The organism is Candidatus Chloroploca sp. Khr17, from assembly GCF_004138165.1.
Classification (GTDB): domain Bacteria; phylum Chloroflexota; class Chloroflexia; order Chloroflexales; family Chloroflexaceae; genus Chloroploca.
This window is the reverse complement of the sequence record NZ_RYFF01000063.1, coordinates 1-12,869: the sequence shown is the minus strand read 5'-3', so window position 1 is coordinate 12,869 and position 12,869 is coordinate 1. Positions and strand designations below refer to the sequence as shown.

The following is a 12,869-nucleotide window of genomic DNA, read 5'->3' as shown; positions in this document are numbered from 1 at the left end:
CAATGCCTCAGATGCGTTAGCAAGGGCACTGCGGCAAAGATTTTTCCACTCTCGCATACTCGCAGGCGCAGAGCTTCTTTGCACGAAGAAATATATTTAATTATGATTCAAAATCAGGATCATCTCTATCGTCAGCCTTCTTCGCCCAGGATGGCCGCAATGGCGTCATAATACCCGACAAATTCCCGGTGTCGTCGCGTGGCGTAGCCCGGCATGCTGCGCACAATTTCGGTTTTGGTGTCACCCCGGGCGATGCGCGCGCTGAGCAGGGCGATGTCGCTGATGGTGAAGGGGATGAGCGCAAGTGGGTCACCTGCGCTGCTGGCTGCTGTCATCGGGTTTGTGGGGGCGTTGGATCCGCCAGTCGTTTCGTCTGATGGGTGGGCAGCGCCGTTGGCGGTACCGTCGAAGGCCGTGTTTGGGAGCACACCGCTGCTGAAGGCTGCTCCGGGTGCGGTGCCGGTTGAGGTGGTGCCATGTTCGCTGGAACGGGCATATGGGGTGCGTTGCCTGGGCTGAAGGGCGTGTGTGCACGGGTAAGGCTGCGCACTAGCTGGAAGGTCAGCGCGCCCTGGGTCGGATGCCGGGAGACGATCCGGCAGCAGACCGAGCCAGCGGCGGCGTTCGGCATCACTGAGGTAGGGTGCCCGGGTGGTGATGCATTGCTCGCCACTGACAATCGTGAAGACGCCAGCACCGGTTGGCGGTGGGGGCAGGTGGTGCGGAGGCACCGCGCCTGCGGCTGCGATCTGCTTCGCGGTTTTGGCGAGGTTGGGTTTGACTTGGGTTTCGTCGGGTTGATAACTTCCCATAAAGACGCCGATCTGCGAACGCCAGAGCATGTCCATGCCAGTGACGGTCTGCATGCCGATGAGATAGCGCATGCCAAAGGCGCGCCCTGCGGTCAGTTCTGTGTTGAGCCATAGGTCAAGTTCGAGGTCGAGGGTGCGATCACGCTCACGCTGGGTGCGCTCGCGCTTCAGCGCGGTTTCGAGCAGGCTCAGTTCCGAGATGAAGACGACCAGGAGGGGCAGATCGTGCCCGTGATAGTGATCCCATTTGCTCACGCCCGCCGCAGTGAGCACTGCTTTGCGGCGTTGGCGTTCGGCGGTCAGGGCGCGGAGGACGTCCGGGATCGTTTCCGGGTCAGTTGCCAACGCCCAGGTCTGCGCTTTGCTCGCCCACGGCTGAAAGTCCAGACCTTTGCCGTCAATGATCGCCACGTGCAGTTCGTGCGGTTCGTGATGCACCAGGGCCAGCGCGAGGAGCATCCACCAGGCGAGGTTGTCTTTGCCGCTGTCGCTCGCCCCGCTGATCAGGATGTGGTTAGTTTCGCCGACCAGCGCGGTATGGACAAGGCCAGCTTCCTGGCGATCAGAACGGCACCAACCCAACGGCAAGCGATACCGGTCGTTCGGCGAGTGGCGCCGCAGATAGCTGAGCGTTGCTTCGATCCCCGGAGGATCGCGTAAGGCCCGTCCGGCACCGGCCAGCAGGGCTGGGGGTGCGGCGAGATCGGCGCGAGGGGGCGCTGCCGGTCGCGCCGACGTAGCGGAGGTGCCTGCACGTGCGAGAGCACGCGGCCAGACGCGCATGCTGGTGAGGGCGTGCCCGTGCAGCGCCTGCATCCGTTGCCCCCACGCGACAAGCCTCCCGAAGCGGGCAAGGCCGAGCAAGCAGAGGGCCACGCCCAGCGCTAGAACCATATTCCCCGGGTCACGAAACCATGCTTCCATGCAACCCTCTTCCCGTCGTTTGGCCCACTATGCCGACGCTCGCTCGACCTGCGGTGCGCTGTGGCGAAACCGTTTCCAGAGCGGTGCGATCCAGAGATTCCAGAGATCGCTGAGCACCCAGCGGGCGATCTTTTCGGGCATATAGGCAAAGGCTAGGCCGATGATGCCACTGATGCCATAGGCGAGCCATGGAGGGCCGTCGGTTTTTCGCGCGCCCAGGGGGTGGCACTTTCGGTTCCCAGGTCATCGAGGATGAGCAACTCGACTTCGCGCACGTGCGTGAAGACCTCGTCGTACGAGACGGTGCTCGTTGGGCTGTAGGTCGCACGAAGGTGATCGAGCAGATCAGGCACAACCACTAGCAGCGCCGGTTGTTCAGCAGCAAACGCCGCATGCGCAATGGCTGCTGCCAGATGGGTTTTGCCACAACCACACGGCCCAAGCAGGGTCAACCAGCCGGTTGGGGCCTGTGCAAACGTGAGTGCCCGCTGGTACGCAACCTGAAGGCCAGGCACCAATCGGTTGAAGGTGGCGAAGGTCTGGGCCTGAAACGCGTCGATATGGCTCAGTTCCTGTAATTGGGCCAGCCGACGACGGGCACGCCGGATGGTGGTACATGCGCACGGGATCAGCTGGTTGTAGCCTGGAGCACCAACGGGAAGCTTGGGACGCAACCACCCGATGCCCTGGCATGCCGCGCAATGCGGCGTGTCGGGGGCGTCGCTCCATGTGGCGTCATCGTCAGTCGATGGGGCGAAGGTGCGCTCGGGCATCTCGTCGTGCGTTTCTCGCTCAACGACCCTGGACTGACGTAAAAAAGCGCGTTTCATCGCACCACCTCCTGCCTGGCTCGTTGTCCCTCATCGGCTCGTTGTTCTGCTAGCCAGGTTTGCGCTTCCGTATCAGTTGCGCCCTGCAGCAAAAAGCTCACCAGGGTTGCCAGATCATCCGATGAGGCCGTCGGCTCAAGTCGACGGGCATGTGCGATCCAGGCTGCCGCTTCCCCGTCACTGGGTTCTGCGTCCTGTGGGGCAATGAGCGGTATAGAGCGAATGCTTCCTGGGGACGCATCCCAGGCCGCCCAGCGTTCACGTTCGCGCAACGGTGGTGGCGGGATCTGCTGCATCATTTGCGAAACAGCAAACGCGACCGGATCGGCAAACCGGGCGGCGATGCCAGGATGCTGGAGGGCTTCGTGCCAGGCATGGATCAGCGCAAGCGGGACACCGGCCAATTTATGACGGGCACGCACACCCATCGCCTGCAGCAACGCCTCACACGCAGGATCAAGCCCGGGTGCCCTGCAAGGGGGAGGGTACGTTGGCGGCGGTAGTGGCGCAGTGGCAGCCTCATGCTGGCGCGAAGGGGACGCCTGATCCCTGGCGCCGTCTCCGGTGGCGTACTGGTCGTGTGCATGCTCCGTCGGCTCGCGGGCGAATGCGCACGCGTCGGGATGGCATTCTCCGGGTGCCAGTTCGAACCCCAGGTGAGCGTGCGTCAGACCTGGCGCGATCAACCGAAACTCCGCTTCAGCAGCGCCCTCATCGGCGGCGCAGACCTGATAATAGGCGGGCACAATGCCACGCGCAGGATCACGGGCCGCCCGGGCCGCCCGGGCCTGCCAGACCAGCATCCGTTCCGCTCCATAGGTCTGCTGCAAGTGCAGCAGCTCAAACCACTCACCTGGATGGATCGGGCGCGCCGCATTGAGGGTTGCGTGCCCATCGCGCAGCGCCGGATCGAGCTCAACGAGATGCACATCCCTTCCCCGGGGGAGGTCGTCGCCGTACATCACCTGGCCTCCTCCGGTTCCTGCGCTTGCCAGATGCGGTGCTTGAAGTGTCCATCCAGTGGCCTGATCAACTTCGCCCCCGCCTCCACCCTCCGACTCGTGCGGTGGGGGATTCATTCGTTGATTCATATCCCATGAATCCCATGCATACGCGCCGTTTGGATCTTCTTGCGGGACTTTGTCGCATCCTGAAGCGGAAACGACCGTCTCATCGTAAGGGGAGATGGTGATCCGTTGCGTGATCGGTTCCGCGATCTGCTGAGGGGCCAATGCTGATCCGTTGCATGATCCGTTCGGTGATCCGTTGGCTGGTACTCGTGGGTCGCCCTCATAGCCCAGTTTGCGCCAGCCCGCGCGACTCGGTTCGATTTTCACTATCCCGCAGGCAGTGGTCACCCGCAGCGTTCCGGCCACAGCGCGGTGCAACAACTCGGTCAGGGTCAGCGGAACGGCGGGCAACGCAGACGTTCCTTCCATCAATGCCAATTCAAAAAGCCGGTAGTTTGGCAGGGCATACCCAGCGTGACACAACACGAGACGACCCAGATCAGCGAGATCGAGCAACGGATGGGCAAAATAGCGCACAATGATCGCCGGTCGCCGTCCGGTGTGTGGCTCCAGGCGTCCCAGATAGGTATCGAAGAGCGCCAGCGGCACACGGCAGGTCTGCACCCGCCCAGGCTTGCCCTGCTGCGCTGAATCCAGACACCAGGGAACCTGCGGTGCCCACACTGGCCAGAGGCGTGGCTTCACCGCCGGCGCAGCATGGGCCACCAGCCAGCCAGCGGCAACGAGATGCCGAATACGACGCATCACCTTCGCATCACGCACATGCACATCTCCCGACAACGCAGCCAGATCAGCTGCCGACAACGGTACCGGTGCCTGGTGGGCCAGCGCACACCGAGCGACGACCAGATAGACTCCCACGGCCAGCGGGTCGTGCGCATAGGTACGCAACAGACGCTCAGGCACCCGCAGATATGGGGCCGGATGCGGAGGCAAGCCATCCTGCACCGAGCCCGCGTGCTCGCGTACCGATGACCCCGATGATGAAAACACGGTCATGGTCAATGCTCCTTTTATCCATCCACAACATCTTGACAAGGAATCGGCGGATGTTATAATGGAGCAGACAACAGGAAACTAGGCCTACGGACTCGGTCCGAAAGCTTGATCCGGGGAGGCTCACTCGACTGGTGCTTGGCGGCAACGTAAGTCGATTGAGCCTTGTTGATTCCCCGGCCTCCTGGGTGCTCCGCTCATAGTGAATGCCGCACAACGGGAACGGCCTTATGGAGGCAGACCTGCGTGCCAGCCAGGTAGATGCAGTGCCCAGCACGGCGCACGCGTCCTTCGCGCAGCATCGCGCAGCATCTGCGCGGCAACCCGAGCGAGCAACTCCATCCCCAACACGAGGCAGGGTCGCACCGCCCTCAGGTCGCCCCTGTGAGTAATGGTGTGAGTAATAGAGACGGGCTCGCTGTCCTGCTGTGGCTGATCTTCACGCAACGGTTTATGCGTCCTGATCAGGTTCGGGGGCATCTGCTTGACTCTGTCCCCCCACCTGTTCGCCCTTAAAAACCGCTGGGGGCAACCCCTTACGGGTTCGAGTCCCGTCTCCGGCACCAGCATTGCAAAGCCTAAAAACGCGTCCGGGTCGATCGCCAAAGATCGACCCGGACGCGTTTTATGGAGCCAGAGCCCGAGCGTCTGTCGCCGTCCACGGCTGTGTGTAGCCATGCGTCAGGCGTGAGTTGATGAGGCGCTCGGAAATTCCTTACAACTTCGAGCCTGCTCCAGCCATCCCGATGCTGAAGTTTGCTTCATTCGGCCGGACAGCTATGACGTCCACCCACGGAACGGCTTGGACACTGACAGTGCGACTCGCCGTGGTCGCCCCACGCTCTGGTCGACAGCTACGACGTTCACCCACGGGACGGCTTGGACACCCGCGCTCATTCGCTAGATGCCTGCGGCAGCGCACATGACATGGGAGGTGTCCCGCCGTGTCGTTCCCGCGCTCGCGGGAACCCAGGTCTGGGCCATTCATGCGTCGCCCATGGCGTGGCAGGCACTGCGGCGGCGGGGGCTTCATCAGGTAGCCATGCTCAGGGAAGGAAGTCATTTTACCCTCTGTTCAGGCAGACTCCAAGGCGGTCACTCGTGCAGCTAGGGTTGCGAGACTGACCGCAATCCCTTGGACATCTTGGGCGTGTGTCTGTTGCAGGCTGGACAACTGTTGTTGCAGGGTTGCAACCTGTTGACGGAGATTGCTAAGCTCGTGCTGGAGGAGTTGCTGGTTTGCGATCACATCCTGTCCGCCTACCGTCAACCTGCCGTTGATGCCAACGTTGCCATCGAAGAACCCTGCGAACTTTGGCCCGCGTCCGAACACGCCGGTATCGCTCTCGCTCAACCCAAAGACACCGATTTGCGCCTGGCTGTGGCCATGGATCCCAGAACCAGTGATGCTCTTGCCAAACACACCGTTCTGGCTCTGACTGTTCCCATGAACACCCGAGCCGGTTTCACTCGTGCCAAAGACGCCATTGAAGGTTTTCGTTTTGCCAAAGACGCCATTGCCCTGTTCACTAATGCCAGCAATTCCGTTCCCCCCCGACCGCGAGTTGAAGCCGAAGACGCCACTCTTGCCTGGCGAGGCAGAGGTGCCAACGACGCCGTCATCATTGGGACTGTCACCACGGATCTGTGCCATGACCATCTCCTCCTTATGCCCCGTGGGCCATTGGGCCTTCACGATGACATAGATGCGACTACCTCAAAGGTAATGGGACGATTCTAGCAGCCAGCGTTCCCGGGTTCAAGGCGTACGTGTCCTCTTGCATCGGGAACATGGCGCGGGGGTTCGGGAATGGGCTCAGGACTGAAGCGGTGTTTATGCAACATCTTTGCGCCTTTGCGTCAACACGGATCTGGATGCGCCTTTGCGCCTTTGCACCTCGCTATCCTGCCGTGTCACCACGCGGACATGTCGGCGCAGGCACGCCGAAATTTCGGTGTTACCGCTGGGGAAAGTTCTGCGTTGCCTGGGGGCCTTATCCGTGCTGGCCTGTAGTTTACTACAACCAGGAACAGTGTCCACGCCGAGAGGAGGCCCCCGATGGAGCTTCTTATCACTGATGGCCCTGGTCGTCGCTTTTGCGGCCCTGTTTGGCGGATTCTTTCGCACCCCGCCAGCGCCGCAGGTCATCTATATTCCGGTGCCCCAGCCCGAGCCGGCCGCATCGGGTGGCGGTTGCCTGCCTCTGATCATTACCGCTCTGGTGATGCTGCTGCTGTTGGGCGTGATCCGCTTCTGAGGGAGGTTGATGCTCTCAGCCACAAAAGAACGCAAAGAACACAAAAGTGGTACACCCTCAAGACCAGTAAGTATCCCCGTGGGAATGACGATGCTTCCCCTGCGAGCGCAAGGGGAGGGTGATGCCAGAAGGGAGTCACGAGTGCAAGCAGCACCGCGCCAATGGACGGCCCCCGACCAGATTGCGGTGAAGAACGTCACAAGCACCCGTGGGGCGAGTCCACTGGACGCGATGTTCGGCGATTTGGCGTGGGGATGGCACCAATGTGTGCGACCGTTACCCGACGCTGGTGCCCTCCTCGGCTCCCTATCTTATGAAAGAGCAAGCCATTCGCGAAGAGTTGCTTCAAGGTGCTGCGCGTCGGAATGGGCCAATTGACCCAGCAGTTTGATCACTAACCCGGCTTCCACGGTATAGAGGCCACGTTTTACTGCGGAGGGTACATTCAGCCCTGCACGCCGCCACTCCGTCAAGATAAATTCACCTGGCAATAATCCCGTCATCCGACTGGTGAGCGGAACGATCATCAGATCGTGACTGATATGCGGACCATTCACCACAATCGCAGGGCGTACTTTACTGCTCGACAAATCAGAAAAGGGATAGCGTACCAGGATCAGGTTATGCTGCGAGTAGGTCGGCATAGACATCATCCTCGGGATGATCCCAGATCTGGTTGAGTGAGCTGGAGCTTGCAGCTTGCCAGAATAAGTGTTCCTCCTCGGTGAGGACGGTCACAAGCACGTGCGCTCCATCGGGCAAAGCCGTTGGTTCCAGCAGTTCTATTTTGCCATCGCGCACAATTGCACGGATCGTGAGTAACATGGGTTCTCTCCTCTCGCGCATGGGTTTACACCCGACAGGGTTCATTATATACGCCAACTGCGAGGGCGGCAAAAAGTTGCTCCAACCTTTATCCAGCAGGTTGATCATCACCTTGGCGAATTGTTGAACACGCCGGTGTAAAGAACCGCGCTGGGGCACTTCGCCACAAAAAAGACTGGTTGTTTTGACGCAAAGGCGCAGAGACGCAAAGGTTTTACATATCTTTGCGCCTCTGCGCCTTTGCGTCAAAAAAAGGTGCGTGGTTGGCGACCTTGTCACGATTCTGCGCCATCGCATTGTTCATACCGCGCAGCCATGGCGCTGCTTGCTTCACGCATCATGGTGACGAGTTCAGGGGGTTCGTGCACGATGCAGTGTTCACGATACCGCACAAGGATCTGGCGAGCCTGCCAGAGATCGTTGCCTCACGAAGAATGTCACCCGACGCAATTGAACCGAGAGAGCGTAGGGTGTCTCGTGAGGTCCCTGATGAGGTATCGAGCGAAACGTGAATGGTTGGCGCAGACGGCGCCACGCTCCCAGGAGGCTGTCCATCAGCAGAAGTCGGTCATCCTCGACGAGTTTGTCGCTGCCACGAGCTATGCCCGCACGTACGCCATCCGGTTGCTGACCGGCCCGGTCGTCGCCCCTCGTCCTACGATCACCCGGTCGCGTGAGCGACGCGATGGGCCTGAGGTGCAGGCTGCGCTCCGGCTTGCCTGGGAGGCAACCAACTGTATTTGTGCCAAACGGCTGGTGCCGTTCCTTCCCGAACTCGTGCCACTGCGCGAACGCCACGGCTATCTCGCGCTCGCTGAGGAGGTGCGGAGCCAACTCTTTCCCATCAGTCCCGCCACGGTTGACCGGATCCTCAGCCCGATCCGCCGTGACCCTGCCCTGCGCGGGATCAGCACCACCAGGGTGGGCACGCTGTTGAAGCACCAGATCCCGGTGCGCACCTTTACCGACTGGAATGATGCCCAGCCCGGCTTTTTCGCGATCGACCTGGTGGCGCACTGCGGCGGGAACGCCGAGGGAGCCTACCTGTACACCCTGGTGCTCACCGATGTTGCCACCGGCTGAACCGAATGTCTCCCACGCTTGAACAAAGGCCAACACGGCGTCGTCCAGGCCATGACCCAGGTGCGGCAACTCGTGCCCATGCCGCTGGTCGGCATCGATAGCGACAACGGTAAGGAGTTTCTCAACAACGAACTGCTGGATGACTGCGAGCGGGAGAGCATCACGTTGACGCGCGGACGGGCCTCCAAAAAGAACGACCCGTGCTTTGTGGAGCAGAAAAACGGGGCCATTGTCCGTCACTTCATCGGCTATGATCGCGACGAGGGCGAGCGCGCCTACCGCCAGCTCACCGAGGTCTATCGGGCGCTGCGGCTCTCCGTGAACTTTTTCCAGCCCTCCATGAAGCTGAAGGAAAAGACGCGTGACGGCAGTCACGTCCAGCGACGCTACGACGCCGCCCAGACGCCCTTCCAGCGGCTGCTTGCCGCTGAGGTCGTGTCGGACGAGCAGCAGGCCCGCCTCACAGCCCTGTTTACGGGGCTCGACCCGGTGCGCTTGCTCCGCCAGATCGACCGGCTGCAGGATGCATTGTGGCAGTTGGCCATGGTGCCACGCGCAAGCGAGCCGACCCGCCCGCCGACGGCGGCGCCGGTCACGTTCCACGGCGCAGCGTGTGGGTTCGGGGAGCCGGTGGAGACCGGCGCAGCGGAACAGGGGCCACCCGCAGGGGAAGGTGGCGCACCGGCCCGCCAGAAGCGGACGTATCGTCAGACGAAGCCAGATCCGGTGCCCCACACCTGGCGCACCCGGCCAGACCCGTTCGCCGACGTCAGCACGACCATCGCCGAGCGTCTGGAGGCCAATCCCGAACTGAGTGCCAAGCAGCTGTTCCGGGAGCTTCAAGCTGAGCATCCCGGCCGGTTCCCTGACGTGCAGCTTCGGACGCTCCAGCGCCGGGTGGCGGAATGGCGGGCAAAGGCGATCCTGACGTTCCACGATCAGTGGCTGGCCGAAGACCGGCTCCAGACTCCGCCTGATCTGCGCGGGATGGTGGATGAACCGGCTGATGCGGGCACGCCGGAGGTCGCTCATGCCGCCGACTGAGCGGTGTCAGCAGGGGGATGCCAGCTGCCGGAGGGCCAACGCGGCAGGTCGCACCAGCCTACCACGCCGCTCAAGGCCAAGCCGAGCGCGCGCTGGGCCACCTGATGGAGGCGCTGCGCGCAGCGGTTTATCCTGGCCCCCGCGCGGCCTTGACCTGGCGTGGTCGGGTGCTCCTGACCGCCGCGCAGCCCCCACCCGGCTCGCGCACCCGGCCAGGCGGCGCAACAACGTGGTACGATCTTTCGTGAGTGTGGTAAGCTTTTTCGTGAGGCAACGAGCCCGCCAAAGTAAGATTCTCTCGTGAGGCAGAACGCCGGCAATTCTAATTATCGTTGATCAGAGGGTGCCGTGGCCGAGCCACAGACCAGCAGCGCACGCAAAGGCCAACCACTTCTGGCTGACCAGTTTGCTCACCTGCTTGGGCAGATTCAGCGATTCGTTAAAAAAGGTTGGCGTGAAAGAGCGCTCGTAGCGGGTCATGATCGCTCCTGCCGGTTACGTTGCGGCCATGGTCTCCCGGATCTGCTGGAGGCGTCGAAGGATTGCCGTGATCTGCCCGCTCTGGAAGCGTGAGGCAAGCGTACCCTCGGAAAAGCGGTCGGCACGGACAGAGGCGCTCATCAACCGAGGCCACGAGCCAAAGGCAGCCATATCATAACACAAATGATCCTGTAATCACAGCTCGATCTGATAATAGACTCGGGGATCGGGGTTCGGGAGTCAGGGTTCGGGGTTCAGGGATCGGGGATTGGGGATCGGGGTTCAGGGTTCAGGGTTCGGGGTTCGGTTGCGTACCACAACGGTGCCTGTCTCACTTGCTTCTTCAACCGCCCACGTACCTGCGCCCCCCGATCCATAAACCCTGCACCCTGACCCCTGGCCCCTGCACCGCAAAGAAGGCGGCTATTTTGACGCAAAGGCGCAAAGGTTTTTGCGTAGGTGAGCGTAACCCTTCGCGTCTTCGCGTGAGCTTCTTTGAAAAGTAGTGCCCCTAACCCCTAAATCCAAACCCCCGATACCCGATACCCGATACCCGATACCCCTAAACCCTGGCGACTTTGTCGTAGAGGCCCACCCACCAGGGCCATTCCAATCAATCCATGCAAGTGCAGCCCTTCGCGGGGGCTTGTTTAGGGCCGAATAGTGAACGACAGATAGCGCCCGGGCGTCAGGTTCTCGTACTGGTACGGTGCGTAGATAAGGCTAAGCTTGCCGTTGTCTGGCACCTCAAAGGCGATACAGCCTTCGATCGCGCCACCCGCCGTCAGGTCAACCCAGTCTATCTCGCAATCGTCACCATAGTAGAGATCGGCATCATTCAAAGCTCCGCGGACATCGAGGGCTTTAAACATCATCGAACTGACGTTACGCTGGGTATTCGGGCCAAGATTTTTCACGCGCAGTGTGGCCAGCGCATAGACCTTTCCGGAATCAGCGGGCGAAAAACGACTACCCTGCGACCAGCGCACCCGAATGAGCGTAATCTCTGATGAGTACTGCTCGTTAGCGAAAGCATTACGGATAGGGCCAATCGTCTGCGTCTGATTGAAGGCCTGAACCTCGGGTGTGGGAGCCGGCGTGGTGGTTGGGATGTTGGTTTGCGGCGTGGTCACCAGGCTCTGGTGAACCCAGCCGATGTTACCAATCTTTACGCGGTCAGGAACACAATCGGCACCAATCTGATCGATGCGAATGGTAATCCACTCACTCTGGCGGTGCAGATACGTGACGGTATCGCCTGGGCAGACCTGGCCGATCACCGTGCCGCTTGGCGTCTCGCGCATATTGCCGCCATTGGTAATCTGGCCCATAGCGGGGCCTAGCGTTGGCTGCGGGGTTGCCGTTGGAGGAATGGTTGCCGTTGGAGGAATGGTCGCCGTTGGCACAGCAGCGGCCGTTTGTTCAGCGTCGGCTGTGGCCTGTGCGGCAACAACCTGTGCTGCGGCGACCTCCGTTGCGGCAACATCAGGCGGGGCCGTTGGGGTCGCCTCGGGTGTAACGACAACGACTTGGGTTACCACCTGGGTAACGATCTCAGTGACGACGCGGGCGGTCTGGGTTGGCTGTGGCTCCACTTGCGCAGCCGGGACAGCGGCGGTCTGGCCACAGGCGCTGGCAAGCATCAGTGCGAGCCCGCCGAGGAAGAGGGCCAGTGTACGTTTTGTCCTTCGCATAGTAGTTCTCCTGGGATGTGAGTAGCGTAATCTGTTGGGGGATGGATGCGTGTGATGGACTCCCTGCCGTCTCCTTCAATAATGCGACGTCGCCTGCGAATAGCAATGAGCATTGACGTATCCTCGCCGTCGTTGTTCGGCACCAGCGCTTGGAGAGGACTGGACGTTCTGGCTCTGTAGATCATTGTACGCACGAGGTCGGGCGCAATTGCGGACGGTTTCGCTTTTCAGCGGGTGAAATTTTGTTTAAGGTGACCGTGACCGTCCCATAGACTCTCCTTCTCTCTTTCTTCGCCTCTGTTCAGGACTGGCTTTGCAGCTTTATGTGAGCTTTTCTCCTTTCGGGTCTCGGGTCTCGGGTCTCGGGGGTCAGGGTTCAGGGTTCGGGGTTCGGTCGCGTACCACAACTGTGCTTGTCTCACCTGCTTCTTCAACCCCGCGCCCCCCTAACCCCTGCACCCTGGCCCCTAACTCCTGCACCCTGGCCCCTGCCCCCTAACCCCTGCCCCCTGCCCCCAACCCTGCAAAAGATCCTGGAGAGACTCTTTGGTACTGTCAAAGGTGGTGATGGCTTGCATATGCTGTTCTTGTGCTTCAATGCGGTCGGAATGGTACAATAAAAGACGACGTAGATCGACTTACGAGCATAGAGAGATTATTATTGGAACTGGATGAGCTTGCGCCAGAGTATCAGTCCTCTAACCCACACCATTGTGCCACTCTTTCATCCTTGCCGCGAAGAGTGGGCTGAGCATTTTATCTGGTCTGCTGATGGGCAGATCATCAACGGCACGACGCCAAATGGGCGAGCAACCATATCAAACGCATCCGTGAGGGGCAATTGAGTCAGTTGTACCCGATCACCACCTGATTCTGTACGGAGCCATCCCGT

13 protein-coding genes are annotated in these 12,869 nt (G+C 60.9%); 4 read left to right on the top strand and 9 right to left on the bottom strand.

Annotated elements, in window-relative coordinates; genetic code table 11:
* Nucleotides 1-131: 131 nt before the first annotated feature.
* The 4 genes from EKD05_RS22420 to EKD05_RS22405 all read right to left on the bottom strand — a co-directional run bounded on the left by EKD05_RS22420 (nucleotide 132) and on the right by EKD05_RS22405 (nucleotide 6,247).
* Complete coding sequence (locus EKD05_RS22420) at nucleotides 132-1,736, bottom strand: FtsK/SpoIIIE domain-containing protein (RefSeq protein WP_129677360.1); 1,605 nt, start codon at nucleotides 1,734-1,736, stop codon at nucleotides 132-134.
* A gap of 152 nt (nucleotides 1,737-1,888) precedes the next feature.
* Nucleotides 1,889-2,566: an ATP-binding protein gene (locus EKD05_RS22415; protein ID WP_129677358.1), complete on the bottom strand. Its 678-nt coding sequence runs from the start codon at nucleotides 2,564-2,566 to the stop codon at nucleotides 1,889-1,891.
* On the bottom strand, nucleotides 2,563-4,596 hold the full coding sequence (locus EKD05_RS22410) for a hypothetical protein (protein ID WP_129677356.1): 2,034 nt from the start codon (nucleotides 4,594-4,596) through the stop codon (nucleotides 2,563-2,565). The genes EKD05_RS22415 and EKD05_RS22410 overlap by 4 nt, the downstream gene beginning before the upstream one ends.
* Nucleotides 4,597-5,668: 1,072 nt before the next feature.
* Nucleotides 5,669-6,247: a hypothetical protein gene (locus tag EKD05_RS22405; protein WP_129677354.1), complete on the bottom strand. Its 579-nt coding sequence runs from the start codon at nucleotides 6,245-6,247 to the stop codon at nucleotides 5,669-5,671.
* A 424-nt stretch (nucleotides 6,248-6,671) separates the two neighbouring features.
* Between EKD05_RS22405 and EKD05_RS22400 the strand changes: the two genes are divergently transcribed.
* Nucleotides 6,672-6,851, top strand: a complete 180-nt coding sequence (locus EKD05_RS22400) for a hypothetical protein (protein WP_129677352.1) — start codon at nucleotides 6,672-6,674, stop codon at nucleotides 6,849-6,851.
* Nucleotides 6,852-7,162: 311 nt separating this feature from the next.
* On the opposite strand, the gene EKD05_RS22395 is transcribed toward EKD05_RS22400, so the two are convergent.
* Nucleotides 7,163-7,495 (bottom strand): type II toxin-antitoxin system PemK/MazF family toxin, encoded by a 333-nt coding sequence (locus EKD05_RS22395; protein ID WP_097655186.1) that lies wholly within the window; start codon nucleotides 7,493-7,495, stop codon nucleotides 7,163-7,165.
* On the bottom strand, nucleotides 7,473-7,676 hold the full coding sequence (locus tag EKD05_RS22390) for an antitoxin family protein (protein ID WP_129677350.1): 204 nt from the start codon (nucleotides 7,674-7,676) through the stop codon (nucleotides 7,473-7,475). The genes EKD05_RS22395 and EKD05_RS22390 overlap by 23 nt, the downstream gene beginning before the upstream one ends.
* Before the next feature lie 489 nt (nucleotides 7,677-8,165).
* Between EKD05_RS22390 and EKD05_RS22385 the strand changes: the two genes are divergently transcribed.
* Genes EKD05_RS22385 through EKD05_RS22375 form a run of 3 tightly spaced genes read left to right on the top strand, consistent with a single transcriptional unit; the run spans nucleotide 8,166 to nucleotide 10,051 of the window.
* The gene (locus EKD05_RS22385; protein WP_129677347.1) at nucleotides 8,166-8,759 is read left to right on the top strand and encodes a hypothetical protein; all 594 of its coding nucleotides are present in this window, start codon (nucleotides 8,166-8,168) and stop codon (nucleotides 8,757-8,759) included.
* 51 nt (nucleotides 8,760-8,810) lie between these two features.
* On the top strand, nucleotides 8,811-9,803 hold the full coding sequence (locus tag EKD05_RS22380) for a hypothetical protein (RefSeq protein WP_129677345.1): 993 nt from the start codon (nucleotides 8,811-8,813) through the stop codon (nucleotides 9,801-9,803).
* Nucleotides 9,804-9,820: 17 nt separating this feature from the next.
* Complete coding sequence (locus EKD05_RS22375) at nucleotides 9,821-10,051, top strand: hypothetical protein (RefSeq protein WP_129677343.1); 231 nt, start codon at nucleotides 9,821-9,823, stop codon at nucleotides 10,049-10,051.
* Between the two features lie 88 nt (nucleotides 10,052-10,139).
* On the opposite strand, the gene EKD05_RS26045 is transcribed toward EKD05_RS22375, so the two are convergent.
* From EKD05_RS26045 to EKD05_RS22370, 3 genes are all read right to left on the bottom strand, one after another.
* Nucleotides 10,140-10,283, bottom strand: a complete 144-nt coding sequence (locus EKD05_RS26045; protein ID WP_165360899.1) for a hypothetical protein — start codon at nucleotides 10,281-10,283, stop codon at nucleotides 10,140-10,142.
* 15 nt (nucleotides 10,284-10,298) lie between these two features.
* Nucleotides 10,299-10,424, bottom strand: coding sequence for a DUF6508 domain-containing protein (locus EKD05_RS26890; RefSeq protein ID WP_240695896.1), 126 nt, complete (start codon nucleotides 10,422-10,424; stop codon nucleotides 10,299-10,301).
* Nucleotides 10,425-10,933: 509 nt separating this feature from the next.
* Entirely contained in the window at nucleotides 10,934-11,977 is a 1,044-nt protein-coding gene (locus tag EKD05_RS22370) for a DUF4352 domain-containing protein (protein ID WP_129677341.1), read from the bottom strand.
* Nucleotides 11,978-12,869 lie beyond the last annotated feature (892 nt).

What these genes read in the sequence shown, in the direction of transcription:
- EKD05_RS22395 (WP_097655186.1), bottom strand. Translation starts at nt 7,495, where the DNA reads ATGCCGACCTACTCGCAGCATAACCTGATCCTGGTACGCTATCCCTTT.
- EKD05_RS22370 (WP_129677341.1), bottom strand. Translation starts at nt 11,977, where the DNA reads ATGCGAAGGACAAAACGTACACTGGCCCTCTTCCTCGGCGGGCTCGCA.
- EKD05_RS22405 (WP_129677354.1), bottom strand. Translation starts at nt 6,247, where the DNA reads ATGGCACAGATCCGTGGTGACAGTCCCAATGATGACGGCGTCGTTGGC.
- EKD05_RS22410 (WP_129677356.1), bottom strand. Translation starts at nt 4,596, where the DNA reads ATGACCGTGTTTTCATCATCGGGGTCATCGGTACGCGAGCACGCGGGC.
- EKD05_RS22380 (WP_129677345.1), top strand. Translation starts at nt 8,811, where the DNA reads ATGACCCAGGTGCGGCAACTCGTGCCCATGCCGCTGGTCGGCATCGAT.
- EKD05_RS22390 (WP_129677350.1), bottom strand. Translation starts at nt 7,676, where the DNA reads ATGTTACTCACGATCCGTGCAATTGTGCGCGATGGCAAAATAGAACTG.
- EKD05_RS22400 (WP_129677352.1), top strand. Translation starts at nt 6,672, where the DNA reads ATGGCCCTGGTCGTCGCTTTTGCGGCCCTGTTTGGCGGATTCTTTCGC.
- EKD05_RS22420 (WP_129677360.1), bottom strand. Translation starts at nt 1,736, where the DNA reads ATGGAAGCATGGTTTCGTGACCCGGGGAATATGGTTCTAGCGCTGGGC.
- EKD05_RS22385 (WP_129677347.1), top strand. Translation starts at nt 8,166, where the DNA reads ATGAGGTATCGAGCGAAACGTGAATGGTTGGCGCAGACGGCGCCACGC.
- EKD05_RS26045 (WP_165360899.1), bottom strand. Translation starts at nt 10,283, where the DNA reads ATGACCCGCTACGAGCGCTCTTTCACGCCAACCTTTTTTAACGAATCG.
- EKD05_RS22415 (WP_129677358.1), bottom strand. Translation starts at nt 2,566, where the DNA reads ATGAAACGCGCTTTTTTACGTCAGTCCAGGGTCGTTGAGCGAGAAACG.
- EKD05_RS26890 (WP_240695896.1), bottom strand. Translation starts at nt 10,424, where the DNA reads ATGAGCGCCTCTGTCCGTGCCGACCGCTTTTCCGAGGGTACGCTTGCC.
- EKD05_RS22375 (WP_129677343.1), top strand. Translation starts at nt 9,821, where the DNA reads ATGCCAGCTGCCGGAGGGCCAACGCGGCAGGTCGCACCAGCCTACCAC.